Below are 15,450 nucleotides of genomic sequence, written 5' to 3' on the forward strand. Positions count from 1 at the left end.
AAAAACAGCGACCATGAGTACTATAGATAAAAACAACGGCACGAATAAAGATTTTAGAGAACATTTCTCAGATGACCGAAATCTGGCAGAAGATCTTAAAAACGATATTAGAAAACCGGATACCGATAATCGTGAAATTGCAGAACGAGGATATACGGTAAGAAATGGCTACAATCCGAACCGACCTAATCCAGATCAGGAAGATTTTGCCGATGATGATTTGGATGATTTAAATGATGACTTTCATAAGGACAGGGATTTAGAAGATAATAACGATGATATTTATGAAGTCGAATTGGAAGATGATTTCGAAGAAAACGACGAATTTGACAATCCTTCAGACTTAACCGAAGAAGAATATGATTTTAATGAAACTGAAGCCGTCTTGGAAGATCTTGACGAAGACGAAGATGATGATGAAGACGATGAAGACGAGTACATAGAAGAAGACATTGACGAGGATGATGACACTGATTATATCGAAGATGATGTTCAGGAAGATAAGGATGACGATAGATATCCAGAAAATGATCCCCGTCGATTCTAATTTTTTTAAAAGGATAAAAAACCGTCTCGTTAAATAACTAGACGGTTTTTTTGAGTTTAAAATTCAACACTAATCTCCAATAATTTTCAATACTGGAATATCATCCATACGTGCCAAACGCTCGGCTAATCCGGCTTTGGCTTCGTTAAGCTCCTGTTCTGCTTTCCCTAGTTCTTTATACCATTTTTCTTTACCAACTGGCGACGCTTCTAATTTTCTAACAATTTCATAAATCTCGCCCTCAGCTTCCATTACTTTCAATCTTTTATAATACGTTAGACTTTCGGTCATGTGTGCAAGCGCAATCATAGCCGTCAAAAACGGATGGTTATTGGTAACATTTACATCTTTTACCCTTCCGTGTTCCAACTCTACTTTTAATGCAAAAGCAAATTCTTCCATATTAAAAGCTTCATGTTTGCTTTTCGGATCCAGGTAGGCTTTTATTGCATGAACATTATTCATTGTAGAAAGATCGACATCGGTGTGTTTTTTATCATTTAAATCCTTAAAAACCACATTTGCAATAGCTCGTGCTTCTGCAGTTGTCGGATCGTTTTTAGGATTTTCAAAATCACGCACCGACCAATCCCAATCTTTAGGATGAACAGGTTTTATATACTTTTCACAAAAATCTGTCACATCATTTTTAAGGCTCACCATTTCATCTTCTCTTTTAATATAAACATCCTGATAAGCACCGCTTTTTGTTCCCATGATTTGCTTTTTTTTAATGAAACCACAAACGACACATCTTCGAAATGAGATGTGCCGTTTTGATTTGTTTGTATTTACTGACACTTCTTCTATACTCTTGTTGATCTTCCGCTTATTAAAGAAATAACGAAAAGAACTAAAAATATAAAGAATAAAATTTTAGCTATACTAGCGGCTCCAGCGGCAATTCCACCGAAACCAAATATTCCCGCCACTATGGCTAGAATAATAAAAGTGACTGTCCAACGTAACATAATAATAGTTTTTTAGTTAATAATGATTTTGTTTGTAATTCAAACTTTTCAGCTTTTTAAGAGATGCAGTAACTCTTTTATTGACAAGGCGATTCCAGATTGATCTGATAATTCTGAATCAATTCTGAAAATGCTATTTCTGATTTTGTAAAATACTTTTTTGTGCTTCGGCTTTTCTTGGCTATATCAAAATATTTCTGAATCGAGCCGTCTTCATAAGTCGAAATTAAAAGCGGATGAACGTAATAATCTTTGCATACTTTTCTCGTATTTCCTAGTGCTTCGGCGGTTAAATCAAAAGCAGTTATAATGTTCTGTTTGCTTTCTTTTTCATCATCTGCAATTCCGAGTTCCATTAGACTTTCAAAAAAAATAATCGAGGCTGCCCAGGTTCTAAAATCTTTTGCACTAAAATCTTCTCCCGAAATAGTATGCAGATACTCATTGACCATATGGCTGTCGAGTACTTTCTTTTCGCCATTTTTATCGTAATATTTAAAAACTTCCCAACCTGGAATTTCTTCGCAACGGCTTACTAGTTTGATCAATTGTTTATTTCGAGTCGTAATGGTATGCTGCACTCCTTTTTTTCCAATAAATTCAAATCGAAGCGAATTCTTATTGATATTAATATGGCGTTTTCTTAAAGTCGAAAGTCCGTACGATTTATTGTCTTTGGCATATTTCTCATTTCCAATCCGAATATGCGTCTCTTCCATTAACCGAATCACCAAAGCAATTACTTTCTCTTTTGACCATTCTTTCTTTTCTAAATCAATATCGACCTGTTTTCTAATTAAAGGAAGCTTGGCACCAAACGAAGCAATTTTGTAAAACTTGGTTTGGTTTCGTATCAAATTCCATCTCGGATGATAACGGTATTGTTTTCTATTTTTAAGATCGGTTCCTACTGCTTGCAAATGCCCGTTTGTTACATCTGTAATTCTAACATTTTCCCAAGCTGGCGGAAGCACTAAGCTATTAATGCGTTTAATTTCATTTTTATTTTTAAGGCTTCTTCCGTTCTTTTTATAAACGAAATTCTCACCTTCGCGGCAGCGTACAATCGTCAATTGATGATCATTGATGTACTCCAAATCCAGTTTTTCGATGACCAAATGTGGAGCTTTAATCAGCTGATTCATTAAGATTTCTTTTCTAGCTGCAGCATTCATGGTATATAAAATTTTATCACATTAAAACTTAGTTGTAATTTTTAATTATTTCTTAAAGACTCTATTAAACCTCTTTTGTTCATATAAGATCTTCCTTTTATGCCTACTTTACTGGCTTGTTTCAGAAGTTCTTCTTTTGTCCATTCTTCATACGGTTTTGCTTTTCCGCCCTTTTTACCTGCGTCTGGAGTATTGGCAATTCGAGCCGATTTTTCTTTGCTGTATCCTTTTTTTACCAATGCTTCATATTGCGCTTCATTCTTAATTCTTGGATCTGGCATGACTTTAAATTTTAAGGGATTAAATTCTAAAAATCTGATAAGTCAAAGTTCTTCAAAATGTTAAGCGAATCTGTTATAGAATTTTGGCTCGATATTTCATATTTGTAGGATGGGAATTGTGTAAGGGGAAATGTAAAATGTTTTTATTGTGATTTGTGAAATGTGATTTGTGAAATGTTAGATGTTGGTTGCAAAAAAAATCCCAACTCTTTTGGAGTTGGGATTATAATTATCTTTTCTAATCTTATTTTTCTAAATGGCAGTATCCTTTTAATTTAATTGTTTTTAAAGCAGTTACAAATTGATTTTGAGTCTTCTCTTTTAAATCAAAACCATAGAAAGCCATTTTTACCTTATTAAAATTTTTAGAATTTCCTTTTAAACTATCAATATAAATACCTGTTGCACCAAATTCTACATTAGTGGGTATTGTTATTTTAGCTTTAAAACAATCTATGGAATAAAAAACAGATTTATATTTTTGATATTTTCCAAAATCAATATCTCCAGACAAAGAATCAACAACTAAATGTTTCGTTTTTTTCAAAAGTTCTTTTTGCTTTTTAGTTAACTCTGCATAAGATTGTTTATCAAAAACTAATGAAAAATCATTTGAAGCATCTCCAGAATATAAGCCAATATCAAAAATCAAAGAATCTCTTTCTGGTGTAATTATTCCACCAACGTAACTATCAGTTCCTTTAAATTCTAATTTATTCCATTGCTTTGGAACTGTTATTTCAAAATCACCAAAGTCGATGGTTTTATATTTTTTCTTCTGTTCGCATGAAACTATTAGAATTGAAACTAAAATTATAAAAAGTATCTTTTTCATTTAATATTAAATAAAATCTCTAATTACTATTTAGAAAGTCCTTCTTCAGTTATGTATTTAAATTCGTAATCACTATCTAAAATAATACCTCCTATCCTAATAAATGTCCCGAATTGTCCTCTCCAATCTTCGATATCATTTTCTTTTGCTGTATCCCAACGAATCAGTCCACAAAAAAATGATTGATCTTCTTTATCTCTTATGACAATACCACATTCGTTTTCTAAAGAAACTTTCATACCATAAATAAAATCTTTTTCCATTTTAAATTGATTTTAGGCGAATATAAAAATTAACATCTTAATCCTATAACAATCTCTCAAAATCCTGTAAGACATTCCTGTAACTACTCCATAATTTTACATTATAACATTTAAACTATTAAAATCATGAAAAAGTTACTATTAGCCGGAAAAGCCATTTTAGGAGCAGGACTTATTATTATATTCCTTCAATCTTGTAAAAACGAAACCAAACAAGAAGATCCAAAAGAAGTTGCAGAAGACGCAAACGAAGCAAAATTTGATTCTATTGACAGCAAAGAAGATGATTCTGAATTTTTGGTAGATCAAGCTGAAATTAATTTGGCTGAAATCGAAATCGGTAAACTGGCACAAACAAAAAGTACAAATCCTGAAGTGAAAAAATTTGGTAAAATGCTTGTTGATGAGCACACTAAATCGGCTTCTGAAGTAAGTGCTTTAGCAAAAGCAAAAAACTTTACTCTTCCAACTTCTCTAACTGAGGAAGGACAAGAAGAATACAATAAATTAAACGAAAAATCTGGCGTTGATTTTGATAAAAAATTCGCCGATATGATGATTGATGGTCACGAGAAAGCAATCAAAAAGCTTCAAGATGCAACTAAAAATGCCGTTGACGAAGATGTAAAAACTTGGGCTTCTAACAATATTGCAGGTTTAACAGCGCATTTGGAACACGCTAAATTGCTGAAACAAAACCTAGACAAAAAGTAAAATGAATTAAGACGCTAAGATTCTAAGGTTCTGAGATTCTAAGTATAAAGTATCTAAGAACCTCAAATCTTTGCTAAAAACCCCCTCAAGAGTTGAATTGCTTGAGGGGGTTTCCTTTTTAGATGCTAAGATTCTAAGTTTTCTCCTAGTTGCTTAATATCTTAGCGTCTTAGAATCTTAGCATCTCAGAAACTTACTTCCCAGCTATCTTCTGCAAATGCTCTGGGTATCGCGAGCCTTCTATTGTTATTTTTGATGCGGCATCGTTAATTTCTGAAAGGTCGCTGGCAGAAAGCACTAAATTTAATGCGCCGAGGTTTTCTTCTAAACGATGTAATTTTGTGGTTCCTGGAATTGGTGCAATCCAAGGTTTTTGTGCTAAAATCCACGCAAGTGCAATTTGTGCATTTGTTGCACCTCTATCGGCAGCCATTTTTCCTAATAGATCTACAAAAGCTTGATTTGCTTTTCTGGCTTCAGGGGCAAAACGAGGCAATGTGTTTCTAAAATCGGTGCTGTCAAATTGTGTGTTCGCATCAATTTTAGCGGTTAAAAAACCTCTTCCCAACGGACTAAAAGGCACGAAACCAATTCCTAACTCTTCTAAAACAGGTAGAATTTCTTCTTCTGGAGTTCTCCACCAAAGTGAATATTCGCTTTGTAGTGCGGTAACAGGCTGAACTGCGTGTGCACGTCGAATACTTTCTACACCAGCTTCAGAGAGTCCAAAATGTTTTACTTTTCCTTCCTGAATTAAATCTTTTATGGTTCCAGCAACATCTTCCATAGGCACATTCGGATCAACACGATGCTGATAATACAAATCGATTACATCGGTATTTAATCTTTTTAACGAACCTTCAATGCTTTTTCTAATCCACTCCGGACGGCTGTCTAATCCTTTTTTAGAATCGCCTTCCAAAAAGCCGAATTTTGTTGCAATGACAACTTTATCTCTGAAAGGCGCTAAAGCCTCTCCTAAAAGTTCTTCGTTCAAAAATGGTCCGTAACATTCAGCCGTATCAAAAAAAGTAATTCCTTTTTCATAAGCAGAACGAAGCAGACTTATCATTTCATTTTTATCATGAGCTGGACCGTATCCAAAACTCATTCCCATGCAGCCGAGTCCCAATGCTGAGACTTCTAAACCGCTATTTCCTAGTTTTCTTGTTTGCATGATTTTTTTTAAAGTTTCTAAGATTCTGAGATACTAAGATTCTAAGTTTTTTTTAGTCTTTTTAATCTCTGTTCCTTATTTTATACAATTCCTAAATTAACCAAGATTCTAAGCATAAAGAAAAACTTAGCATCTCAGAATCTTAGCAACTTAGCATCTTATTTCAACGAAGCCATATCAATTACAAAACGGTACTTAATATCTCCTTTTAATAATCTTTCGTAGGCATCGTTTACATCATTAACACCAATTACTTCAACATCGGCAGTAATATTGTGTTCAGCACAGAAATCGAGCATTTCTTGAGTTTCTGCGATTCCTCCGATGGCAGAACCCGCGAAGCTTCTTCTTCCTAAAATAAGACTGAAAGAAGTTACAGGAAGCGGATCCATTGGCGCTCCAACTAAAGTTAAAGTTCCGTCTACTTTTAGTAAACCTAAATAAGAATCGATGTTGTGTTCAGCAGAAACGCAGTCTAAGATAAAATTCATGCTTTTGGCGTGTTTTGCCATTTGCTCTGGATCTGTAGACAAAATAACCTCATCAGCACCCAAACGTTTTGCATCTTCTACTTTAGATAAAGAAGTTGTTAGAACAACCACATGAGCTCCCATAGCTTTTGCTAATTTGATTCCCATATGTCCTAAACCTCCGATACCAACAATTCCAACTGTTTGACCAGGACCAACTTTCCAGTGTCTTAACGGAGAATATGTTGTGATTCCTGCGCATAATAATGGCGCAACAGCAGAAAGTTCTAACTTATCTGAAATATGAAGTACAAAATTTTCATCGACTACAATACTTTGAGAATACCCTCCGAAAGTTTGTCCGCCTAAATGTTTATCAGGAGAATTGAATGTTAAAATGCTTCCTGGATCACAATATTGCTCCAATCCTTCTTTACATTGCTCACATTCTCTGCAAGAATCGACCATACATCCAACTCCCGCCAAATCGCCAACTTTGAAACCTTTTACGTGATCTCCCACTTTTGTTACACGACCTACAATCTCATGTCCCGGAACAATCGGATAAATAGTGCCATGCCATTCGTTTCTAGCCGAATGCAAATCTGAGTGGCAGATTCCGCAATACAAAATTTCTATTTCAACATCATGCGCCTGTACAGCTCTTCTTTTAATATCTAAAGTTTTTAATGGTGCTTCAGCAGCTACTGTACCAAAGGCTTTAATGTCTTTTGTTTCCATAATTTTTTTATAGTTTGTTGTTAATTGTTTTTTGTTTGAAGTTTCAGGTTTAAAGTTTCAAGTTCAAAAACTGTTACGAAATTGGCGTAAAGATTCAACCGATTTACACTGATTTACAAATAGTTATATAAATTTCGATTATTTTAACCTAACCAAAAAATAAAATCTGTTATAAATCAGTAAATCTGTGTAAAAAAACTTAGAATCTTAGAACCTTAGCATCTTTAAAAAGAATGATATTCTTCATCTGTAACGCTATCTAGCCATGTTCCATGACCTTTGTCTACTTCTGTAACAATAGTAATATGAGAATATTTCGTTTTTGGTGTTGCTCCATACCAATGCTCTATTCCAGGTAAAACCGTGATTACTTTTCCTTTTTCGATAAGATTAATTTGTCCGCCTCTTTCTTGGTAATAGCCCGCTCCATCGGTTACAATAATCAATTGCAGACTCGCATTGATACGCCAATTGCTTCTTGCACCAGGCTCAAAAGAAACATCTTTTATAACAGTGTTTTCAGGATGAATTTCGCTTGTCTGCTTCTTATATGACACTTCGCCTGTCATATAAGTATTTGGAATTTTACCTTCTTCGGTTACGGCAGTGAATTGTGTCGACATAATTTCGATTTTTTTAGGTTAATAATTAATTTTAAAAATTCTTATAAGCTTATTTGAATGAAATAATCAGCACATCGAATCTCTTATAGAAGGAGATTGTTGATTTTAGTTAATACTTTAAAAAATTTATATTTTTTCTACTATCAAAATTTAAAACTAAATGCAAAGCGGAGCATCGCTTTTGTGAAGTGTTATTTAGTCATTAAAAAAACTGATACAAAGATTCGTTGTTTATTTCAGGGCAAATGTAGTGCAATACTACAATGCCGAAATAACAAAATTCAAACAAAAAATTAAGAAATTGAAACAATTTATACGCGAAGTGATTTTGGAACTGTTCCTGTAAGTCTTTTAAAATAATTATTGAAATAACTTGGATATTCAAAACCGAGCGAATAACCAATATCCGAAATACTCCAATCTGTGTGCTGCAATAAAGCTTTTGCTTCGTTAATGACTCTTTCGGTAATGTGCGCTGTAGTAGGTTTTCCTGTAACTTCTTTTACAGAACGATTTAAATGATTCACGTGCACAGAAAGACTTTGCGCGTAATCTTGAGGTGTTTTTAGAGTTAAGGGCTGATCTTTGGTTTCTATTGGGAATTGTCTTTCCAGCAATTCTAAAAACAAAGAAGTAATTCTCGAAGAAGCATTTTTATGTTTAAAGAAACTCTCTGAAGGCTGCATTTTCATCGATTCATGAATAATCAAATTGACGTAACTGCGCATCAAATCGTCTTTGAATGCATAATCGGTTTCGTATTCTTCAATCATTTTTTGAAACAACGAATCTATAAATACTTTTTGTTCAGGTGTTAAAGTAAAGATTGGCGTTCCTCCTATTTTAAACAAAGGCGATTCCTGAAGAGTTTCTGAACGGTCTTTTGTTTTAAAAAATTCTTCGGTAAAAACACAGGCATAACCCTCAAACTTCTCTGAAATAGTTTCCCAAGAATAAGGAATAATCGGATTGCCGAAAAACAGAATCGTCCCGTCGGTTTCTATTCCGCGGTCGGCATATTGTATGATGCTTTTACTGGTGTTGATGCAGATTTTATAAAAGTCTCTTCGGCTGTAAACGGGAACTTTACTAAAATCCCCATTTATAGGATACACTTTAAATCCCTTCATTTTTAAATCTGAAGTAAAATCGCAACTCTGAGTTTCTGTCTGATTATTCATTTTGCAAAGTTATGAAAATCAAACATTATTCTTTTGTTAATTTTTTGTTCGTTTTTTTACCGCAAAGAGCGCAAAGAATTACGCAATCCCGATAGCTATCGGGAGCAAAGTTTTTATTTTGAGAGAAACCAATGCTCGCAAAGTCGCTAAGATGCAAAACTCTTTTTGAATTGACTCCAGTTTTAACTGGAGGTTTAAAAGAGACAAGCATAGAAAAGGCTTTAGCCAAACCAAGAACTGTTTGGCTAAAGCCCTGATAACATTACAATCATTTCGCATCCAGCTAAAGCTGGACGCAATCCATTTATAACTATTTTAAAAGAGACTTTGCGTCTTAGCGACTTTGCGAGCATATTTCTCAAAGCTACATAACTTGAAACCTGAAACTTAAAACTATTTAACAACTAAACTTACTGCTCGCAACCCTTTCCCAGAAGCAGATAAAACAACTTCTTTCGCGTTTTCATCTTTCTGAATAATAATTTGAGCATAACCATTAAAGAGCTTTCTCTTCCATGGTTCAGCAGGAGTAACTACTTGAATGATTCCAGGATCGGTATTCATAACATCCCAATCTTTTACTTTTTGTAGTGGAGTTGCTGCAATATGAATGGTATTTTTTCCTTGTTTTAAAATGGCTGTATCAAAAATATATTTCTGAGCATCTTCAGCGCTTGGTTCTATCTTTTTTCCGTTTACGAAAACGACAGTTTCAACTCCTATTTTTTTATAGAAAAAACTAACAATCGAAGAACCTGAATTGCTTTTCAAATCAAATTCTCCTTTGTAAATATAAGACGGCGCTTGTTTTTTATAATCACGGTCTTTAAATGCTTCTTTCCATTCGCTCTCTGGATAATCTGATAATTGCTGAGGCAAAGATGCACTTGTTCCTTTCTGTTCCTTAAAATTATTTATAGCAACCAAGGCGATGTCATCAATAAACTGATCGCTTTCTAATGAAGTTGGATCACCGTTTCCTACTCCTAAAATTTTACCCCCTTTGATAGAAAACATAATTTCATCGTTTGCTGTCGGAACATGCAAGCCATTTTTATCTGTGGTTTCCACCGTTAAAACAGAAACATTTCCTTTTAAGACATTTTCTTTATCTAATGACAATTTAATATTTTCTGATTTTCCAGTTGTTTTTTGAATATCAGAAAGTACTTTTTTACCGTTTTTATAACCAACTGCTTCCAAAGTTCCTGCAACATAATTTACTTTCCACTCCAAATGACCGTTTTGCTGCATTTTCTTTTTTCCTAAACTCTTTTTATTGAGAAAAAGCTCTACTTCATCGCAATTCGAATAAGCCCAAACATCAATTGCCGCACCCTCCATTCCGCTCCAGTTCCAATGTGGCAATAGGTGTAAAACGAGTTCATTTCTCCACCACGATTTTAAATAAAAAACATTGTCTTTCGGGAAACCGCAAACATCCATCATTCCGAAATACGAAGTTACAGAAGGCCAGCCATAAGGCGTTGGTTCGCCTCTGTAATCAAAACCTGTCCAAATAAACATTCCTGCCAAATAAGGTCTTTCGGCATAGAATTTCCAACCTTCTTCGATGCTATAAAAAGTCGGACGAGGTTTTTTATCGTAAGCACTCTGGTAATGTTTGCCATCATCAGTAAAATAGATACCGCGTGTGGCAAAAGTCGAACCTTCTTCGGTTCCCATTCCGGGCTGATTTTTAAACTGATTTCTATGCGCATCGATATCCCCGTTTCCAAGATAATTATAGCCCATAATTTCTACAACTGAAGAAATTCCGCTTTTAAATCCGCTGCTGATTCCTACTGTTACAGGCCTTGTTGAATCAATACTTTTAGAAAAATCTTGCATTGTATTGGTAATTCTTTCCCCAATAATTCCGCCCTCAATCTGCCATTCTTCATTTCCAACAGACCAGCAGAAAATACTCGGGTGATTTCGGTCGCGCTCTATCATTCGCTGCAAATCATTCAAATGATAATTGTTAATTCCCATTAAACGAGTTTCATCAATAACCAACATTCCTAATTTATCGCAGGCATCCAATAATTCGGGTGTTGGCGGATGATGCGAGCATCTATAGGCGTTGGAACCCATTTCTTTCAGTTTTGCAATTCTATAATACTGAATTTCATCTGGAAGCGCTGTTCCAATTCCAGCATGATCCTGATGGTTGTTTGTTCCTTTTAGTTTTACATGTTTTCCGTTAAGGAAAAAACCATTTTCAGGATCAAATTTTATCGTTCTAATTCCAAATGAAGTTTCATATTTGTCAATTGTTTTCCCTTCACTTTTTATTTCGGTAATCAGCTTATACAAATTAGGATTCTCAATATCCCACAAAAGCGGATTTTTGACATTTAATTTTGATGTATAACTATTTGTTTTATAAAATTCTGGAGCTTCCACATTTTCTGCATTTGAAACAATCTGTTTTCCAGATGCATCTAAAATGGTTTGGCTTATATCCACATTTCCTTTAAAATGTCCTTTGTTTTCTAATTTTACTTCTGCAGTAATGACAGCATTATTATTTTCAATTTCTGAAATTACATAAGTTCCGTTCTGTGCCACATGAAGCGGATTGGTTTTCTGCAAATAAACATGTCTGTAAATCCCTGCTCCTTCATAAAACCAGCCTTCTTCCATCGAAGCATCAACACGAACTACGATTGTATTTTCGCCTCCATAGTTTATGTAAGCCGTTACATCATACTCAAAACCATTGTAACCGCTTTCCTCCGTTCCTAAGTAAAATCCGTTAAAAAACACTTTTGAGTTTCTAAAAACACCATCAAATTTTAAAGAAATTGTTCTTCCTAAATCTTCATTCGGAATCGTTATCTTTTTTCTGTACCAACCAATACTTTTTTCTGGAAAATTTTTTCCTGTTGCTTTAAATCCGTGACTAAAACTTGCGCTTTCGCTAAAAGGCTGTTCGACTGCCCAATCGTGCGGCAAATCTAATTTTCTCCAAGCGCGGTCATCAAACCCTGATGCTGCTGGTCCGTCAGCAAATCCTGTTTTGGTTAAATAGGAAAAATAACCTTCGGCATGACCAAAGTCTTTTTTTGTATCGTATTGATGTCCAAATGAAAATGTCCAGTCTTTATCAATCAAAATCAATTCTCTTCCTGATTTGTTCTGCGCGGCAATATGAATTGAAAATGCGAATAAAAAGTAAGCAATTGTGCTTAAGCTAAAAGTGGTTTTCATAAGGTTGGTTGTTAGTAAAATCAGATAGCGATAAAAATAAAGCTTTTAAAGAAGAAAGATTAATAGTATTTTATCAAAGTCTGATAACTCTTTCATACAAATACTTCCAGAAGGTGATCTAAAATTTAGAATGAATCTAATGGCTTCAGATTCAAAATTGATTTTCTTTTAATGTAATTTTATATTGAAAATCATAAAAAGCAATTACCATTATGAGTACTATTATTAATGAAAATAGACTCCAGACAACTTTTAAAAACCTAGATCATAAGATTAATAAGCTTAATGATCAAAAGATTGTGGCTTTTTTTGAATCTTTAGGATTGTTAGAAAGAAAAGATGTTCCGAGAGACTTCTTGAATTGGGAAAACATACTTATTGTAGTTCCAAATCGACACGTTTCTCATGAACTGAAATATTATAAATATACCATTTCGAGAATTTCATTCTTAACGAATCCTTATGCAGATCAAATTCATATTTTTGATCTCAAAGATTGGAAAAGTGCATCGGGAAACAAAACGCAATTTCAGATTAGAGAAATGCTGAAAACGAGTTTTGGAGGTGTAAAGAAAGTTATTAAAGAGTCTTAAGAAAAGAATTAAAAATCTGTAATTAAAAATTAAAAGTCTGGCTGTTAGCTGGACTTTTGTTTTTTAACCGCAAAGAGCGCAAAGGTTTACGCTAAGCACGCTACATTTTTAAAGAATCTCGCAAAGTCGCAGAGTCGCTAAGAATAATAAACTCTGCGGCTTTGCGAGAGTTCTATTTTTCAAATAAAAAACGTTGCTCCCGATAGTCACCGGGATTGCATAAACCTTTGCGCTCTTTGCGGTTAAGGAAAATTTATTGCACCTCTAAAAGCTCTTTAATTTTTGCTTCTAAAGCCTGTCCGTGAATATTTTTTGCTAAAATAATTCCGTTTTTATCTACCAAAAAGTTCAAAGGAACCGATTGCAACATATAATCTCCCACAACTGGAGACTGCCAGTATTTTAAATCACTAACGTTTGTCCACGGCAATTTTGCTTTTGCTATTGCTCCTGTCCATAATGGCTTTTTGGTATCCATAGAAACTCCGTAAATAGATAGTTTATCTGGGTACGCATTGTGCAATTTTATTAATAAAGGCTGTTCTTTAATGCAAGGTCCGCACCAAGAAGCCCAGAAGTCGACTAAAACCAAGGAACCTCGCAAAGAAGAAAGCGCAACTTTTTCTCCTTTTGTATCCGGAAGATCAATTTCTGGAGCAATATCTCCAACATCTACGCCTACAACTTGAGCTTTAGAACTCGTGATTACACTGCATAAGAATGCTAAAATAAGTACAGTTTTTTTCATGATAGATTAAGTTTTGTTTGTTTGAGGGTTATTTTAATCTCATAATCAGCACAATAGTTTGTCATTTCGACGAAGGAGACCCGAGCGATAGCGAACAGGCGAAGCAAATCTTCGCAAGTAACTCCGCAACGAATGTCTAATCTTTGTCGAGCTTCTCGCGAAGATTTCTCCTTCGTCGAAATGACATAAAATGAGAATAAAACTCTACGTTTTTCTTTGATTAAAACTAAAACAAATATAATTTTTCTTTAATAAAATATCTTTGCGTAACAAAAAGTTTCTTCCTCCCCAATCATAAAATTATGCTAAATATTTTTCTCGAAATCCATATATCGGGAAAAGTCGATATATTTGCACTATGGAAACGATAGAAATTTTTAAAGCATTATCTAACAAGTCCCGACTACAGATGTTGGAATGGCTAAAAGAGCCTGAAATTAACTTTCCTGGCCAGCTGGAACATGCAGGATTTGAGCATGGAGTCTGTGTTGGGCAGATTCAAGCCAAAGCTGGCTTGACACAATCAACCGTGTCAGAATACCTGTCTATTTTACAGCGTGCTGGTTTTATTGAAGCCAAACGTGTTGGACAATGGACTTATTATAAACGTAACGAAGGTGCCTTTGAAGCACTTAGTAAATTAATTCAATCTAATTTGTAAAATTACTATGAGTACAAACAACCTCTTTTCTGAATTTAACTTAAAGTCGTTAAATCTGAAAAACCGAATCGTAATGGCGCCAATGACGCGCTCTTTTTCTCCTAACGGAATTCCAACTGACGAAGTCGCAGCTTATTACCAAAAAAGAGCTGAAGGCGAAGTTGGATTAATTCTGTCTGAAGGAACTGTTATTGACAGAAAATCATCTTCTAATGATGCTAATGTTCCTCATTTTTATGGCGATTTAGCTCTAAATGGATGGAAAAAAGTGATTGATGAAGTTCATGCTGCTGGTGGAAAAATGGGCCCGCAGATTTGGCATATGGGAATTATGGATAATCACCATTCTGGATGGGTTCCTCCTGTTCCATTTGAAGGTCCGTCTGGATTAAATCGTCCTAATTTTAGAAATGGTGTTGCCATGTCTGAAAAAGATATTGAAGATACCATTCTAGCTTTTGGTAAAGCTGCTGCCGATGCTAAAAGATTAGGTTTTGATACTGTAGAAATTCACGGTGCACACGGTTATTTAATCGATCAATTCTTTAGAGCTGAAACGAATTTACGTGAAGATATCTACGGAGGGAAAACATTACCAGAACGTAATCGTTTTGCAATTGAAGTAATTAAAGAAGTGAGGAAACAAGTGGGCAATGATTTTGCTGTTATCATGCGATTCTCTCAATTTAAACCTTCTGATTATAATTATAAACTGGCTAAGAATCCACAGGAATTAGAAGCTTGGCTTACTCCTCTTGTTGATGCTGGTGTTGATATTATTCATGCTTCGCAACGTCGTTTCTGGGAACCTGAATTTGAAGATTCTGATTTGAACTTTGCTGGTTGGGCTAAAAAAGTAACGGGAGCTCCAACAATTACCGTAGGTTCTGTTGGTCTATCTGGCGATTTCTTTGGTGCATTTGCTGGAGAAAGCTCTCAGCCAACTTCTTTAGAGGAATTAAACAGACGTTTCGATAGAGGCGATTTTGATTTGGTTGCTGTTGGAAGACCTCTTTTATCAGATCCAAATTGGGTGGCTAAAATCAAAGCAGGAAAAACTGATGAGCTAAAAGGCTTTACTAAAGAAGCTTTAGGACAATTGGTTCTAGAATAATTTTTTTGAAGGTACTAAGGTTCTATCCCGATAGTTATCGGGACTAAGATGCTAAGTTTTTTTGTTGCTTCTTACTGAAAATCGAACTATGCTGAAATAAGAAAGGGATGAAGTTTAAAACTTCATCCCTTTTTGAATAT

At 34.6% G+C, this 15,450-nt stretch carries 18 protein-coding genes; 5 read left to right on the forward strand and 13 right to left on the reverse strand.

What is annotated here, in order from left to right; all coding sequences use genetic code 11:
- The first annotated feature begins 13 nt into the window (after window positions 1-13).
- The gene (locus tag AC5ZCW_RS02670; protein WP_496117747.1) at window positions 14-547 is read left to right on the forward strand and encodes a hypothetical protein; all 534 of its coding nucleotides are present in this window, start codon (window positions 14-16) and stop codon (window positions 545-547) included.
- A 69-nt stretch (window positions 548-616) separates the two neighbouring features.
- On the opposite strand, the gene AC5ZCW_RS02675 is transcribed toward AC5ZCW_RS02670, so the two are convergent.
- From AC5ZCW_RS02675 to AC5ZCW_RS02700, 6 genes are all read right to left on the reverse strand, one after another.
- Entirely contained in the window at window positions 617-1,264 is a 648-nt protein-coding gene (locus tag AC5ZCW_RS02675; RefSeq protein WP_281632246.1) for a DUF5661 family protein, read from the reverse strand.
- An 89-nt stretch (window positions 1,265-1,353) separates the two neighbouring features.
- Window positions 1,354-1,518 (reverse strand): DUF1328 domain-containing protein, encoded by a 165-nt coding sequence (locus AC5ZCW_RS02680; protein ID WP_008463190.1) that lies wholly within the window; start codon window positions 1,516-1,518, stop codon window positions 1,354-1,356.
- 77 nt (window positions 1,519-1,595) lie between these two features.
- The gene (locus AC5ZCW_RS02685) at window positions 1,596-2,693 is read right to left on the reverse strand and encodes a DNA topoisomerase IB (RefSeq protein ID WP_496117749.1); all 1,098 of its coding nucleotides are present in this window, start codon (window positions 2,691-2,693) and stop codon (window positions 1,596-1,598) included.
- Between the two features lie 41 nt (window positions 2,694-2,734).
- Window positions 2,735-2,974, reverse strand: coding sequence for a DUF7218 family protein (locus tag AC5ZCW_RS02690; RefSeq protein ID WP_281632244.1), 240 nt, complete (start codon window positions 2,972-2,974; stop codon window positions 2,735-2,737).
- Between the two features lie 244 nt (window positions 2,975-3,218).
- Window positions 3,219-3,809, reverse strand: a complete 591-nt coding sequence (locus tag AC5ZCW_RS02695; RefSeq protein ID WP_496117751.1) for a hypothetical protein — start codon at window positions 3,807-3,809, stop codon at window positions 3,219-3,221.
- A gap of 26 nt (window positions 3,810-3,835) precedes the next feature.
- Window positions 3,836-4,072, reverse strand: coding sequence for a hypothetical protein (locus AC5ZCW_RS02700; protein ID WP_496117753.1), 237 nt, complete (start codon window positions 4,070-4,072; stop codon window positions 3,836-3,838).
- 126 nt (window positions 4,073-4,198) lie between these two features.
- Between AC5ZCW_RS02700 and AC5ZCW_RS02705 the strand changes: the two genes are divergently transcribed.
- The gene (locus AC5ZCW_RS02705) at window positions 4,199-4,786 is read left to right on the forward strand and encodes a DUF4142 domain-containing protein (RefSeq protein WP_343543266.1); all 588 of its coding nucleotides are present in this window, start codon (window positions 4,199-4,201) and stop codon (window positions 4,784-4,786) included.
- A gap of 193 nt (window positions 4,787-4,979) precedes the next feature.
- Here the strand turns inward: AC5ZCW_RS02705 and AC5ZCW_RS02710 are convergent, their stop codons facing one another.
- From AC5ZCW_RS02710 to galA, 6 genes are all read right to left on the reverse strand, one after another.
- Window positions 4,980-5,963 (reverse strand): aldo/keto reductase, encoded by a 984-nt coding sequence (locus AC5ZCW_RS02710; RefSeq protein WP_177209927.1) that lies wholly within the window; start codon window positions 5,961-5,963, stop codon window positions 4,980-4,982.
- A 158-nt stretch (window positions 5,964-6,121) separates the two neighbouring features.
- The gene (locus AC5ZCW_RS02715) at window positions 6,122-7,174 is read right to left on the reverse strand and encodes an NAD(P)-dependent alcohol dehydrogenase (protein WP_496117756.1); all 1,053 of its coding nucleotides are present in this window, start codon (window positions 7,172-7,174) and stop codon (window positions 6,122-6,124) included.
- Window positions 7,175-7,398: 224 nt separating this feature from the next.
- Window positions 7,399-7,797: a cupin domain-containing protein gene (locus tag AC5ZCW_RS02720; protein WP_343543270.1), complete on the reverse strand. Its 399-nt coding sequence runs from the start codon at window positions 7,795-7,797 to the stop codon at window positions 7,399-7,401.
- A 311-nt stretch (window positions 7,798-8,108) separates the two neighbouring features.
- The gene (locus AC5ZCW_RS02725) at window positions 8,109-8,978 is read right to left on the reverse strand and encodes a helix-turn-helix domain-containing protein (protein ID WP_343543271.1); all 870 of its coding nucleotides are present in this window, start codon (window positions 8,976-8,978) and stop codon (window positions 8,109-8,111) included.
- A gap of 25 nt (window positions 8,979-9,003) precedes the next feature.
- Window positions 9,004-9,207, reverse strand: coding sequence for a hypothetical protein (locus AC5ZCW_RS02730; RefSeq protein WP_496117759.1), 204 nt, complete (start codon window positions 9,205-9,207; stop codon window positions 9,004-9,006).
- Window positions 9,208-9,371: 164 nt separating this feature from the next.
- Window positions 9,372-12,194 (reverse strand): beta-galactosidase GalA, encoded by a 2,823-nt coding sequence (gene galA / locus AC5ZCW_RS02735; RefSeq protein WP_496117761.1) that lies wholly within the window; start codon window positions 12,192-12,194, stop codon window positions 9,372-9,374.
- A 212-nt stretch (window positions 12,195-12,406) separates the two neighbouring features.
- Here galA and AC5ZCW_RS02740 point away from each other — a divergent pair, with 212 nt between their 5' ends.
- Complete coding sequence (locus tag AC5ZCW_RS02740) at window positions 12,407-12,787, forward strand: hypothetical protein (protein WP_177209932.1); 381 nt, start codon at window positions 12,407-12,409, stop codon at window positions 12,785-12,787.
- 253 nt (window positions 12,788-13,040) lie between these two features.
- Here AC5ZCW_RS02740 and AC5ZCW_RS02745 read toward each other — a convergent pair whose 3' ends face one another.
- Window positions 13,041-13,535: a TlpA family protein disulfide reductase gene (locus AC5ZCW_RS02745; protein ID WP_496117763.1), complete on the reverse strand. Its 495-nt coding sequence runs from the start codon at window positions 13,533-13,535 to the stop codon at window positions 13,041-13,043.
- 358 nt (window positions 13,536-13,893) lie between these two features.
- On the opposite strand from AC5ZCW_RS02745, the gene AC5ZCW_RS02750 reads away from it, so the two are divergent.
- Window positions 13,894-14,196: an ArsR/SmtB family transcription factor gene (locus AC5ZCW_RS02750; protein WP_091496855.1), complete on the forward strand. Its 303-nt coding sequence runs from the start codon at window positions 13,894-13,896 to the stop codon at window positions 14,194-14,196.
- 7 nt (window positions 14,197-14,203) lie between these two features.
- The gene (locus AC5ZCW_RS02755; RefSeq protein WP_496117764.1) at window positions 14,204-15,310 is read left to right on the forward strand and encodes an NADH:flavin oxidoreductase; all 1,107 of its coding nucleotides are present in this window, start codon (window positions 14,204-14,206) and stop codon (window positions 15,308-15,310) included.
- Window positions 15,311-15,450: the final 140 nt, after the last annotated feature.

The organism is Flavobacterium sp. PLA-DH12, assembly GCF_059511845.1.

Coding starts and splice junctions, on each gene's coding strand:
- AC5ZCW_RS02670 (WP_496117747.1), top strand. CDS start 14: ATGAGTACTATAGATAAAAACAACGGCACGAATAAAGATTTTAGAGAA.
- AC5ZCW_RS02675 (WP_281632246.1), bottom strand. CDS start 1,264: ATGGGAACAAAAAGCGGTGCTTATCAGGATGTTTATATTAAAAGAGAA.
- AC5ZCW_RS02680 (WP_008463190.1), bottom strand. CDS start 1,518: ATGTTACGTTGGACAGTCACTTTTATTATTCTAGCCATAGTGGCGGGA.
- AC5ZCW_RS02685 (WP_496117749.1), bottom strand. CDS start 2,693: ATGAATGCTGCAGCTAGAAAAGAAATCTTAATGAATCAGCTGATTAAA.
- AC5ZCW_RS02690 (WP_281632244.1), bottom strand. CDS start 2,974: ATGCCAGATCCAAGAATTAAGAATGAAGCGCAATATGAAGCATTGGTA.
- AC5ZCW_RS02695 (WP_496117751.1), bottom strand. CDS start 3,809: ATGAAAAAGATACTTTTTATAATTTTAGTTTCAATTCTAATAGTTTCA.
- AC5ZCW_RS02700 (WP_496117753.1), bottom strand. CDS start 4,072: ATGGAAAAAGATTTTATTTATGGTATGAAAGTTTCTTTAGAAAACGAA.
- AC5ZCW_RS02705 (WP_343543266.1), top strand. CDS start 4,199: ATGAAAAAGTTACTATTAGCCGGAAAAGCCATTTTAGGAGCAGGACTT.
- AC5ZCW_RS02710 (WP_177209927.1), bottom strand. CDS start 5,963: ATGCAAACAAGAAAACTAGGAAATAGCGGTTTAGAAGTCTCAGCATTG.
- AC5ZCW_RS02715 (WP_496117756.1), bottom strand. CDS start 7,174: ATGGAAACAAAAGACATTAAAGCCTTTGGTACAGTAGCTGCTGAAGCA.
- AC5ZCW_RS02720 (WP_343543270.1), bottom strand. CDS start 7,797: ATGTCGACACAATTCACTGCCGTAACCGAAGAAGGTAAAATTCCAAAT.
- AC5ZCW_RS02725 (WP_343543271.1), bottom strand. CDS start 8,978: ATGAATAATCAGACAGAAACTCAGAGTTGCGATTTTACTTCAGATTTA.
- galA (WP_496117761.1), bottom strand. CDS start 12,194: ATGAAAACCACTTTTAGCTTAAGCACAATTGCTTACTTTTTATTCGCA.
- AC5ZCW_RS02740 (WP_177209932.1), top strand. CDS start 12,407: ATGAGTACTATTATTAATGAAAATAGACTCCAGACAACTTTTAAAAAC.
- AC5ZCW_RS02745 (WP_496117763.1), bottom strand. CDS start 13,535: ATGAAAAAAACTGTACTTATTTTAGCATTCTTATGCAGTGTAATCACG.
- AC5ZCW_RS02750 (WP_091496855.1), top strand. CDS start 13,894: ATGGAAACGATAGAAATTTTTAAAGCATTATCTAACAAGTCCCGACTA.
- AC5ZCW_RS02755 (WP_496117764.1), top strand. CDS start 14,204: ATGAGTACAAACAACCTCTTTTCTGAATTTAACTTAAAGTCGTTAAAT.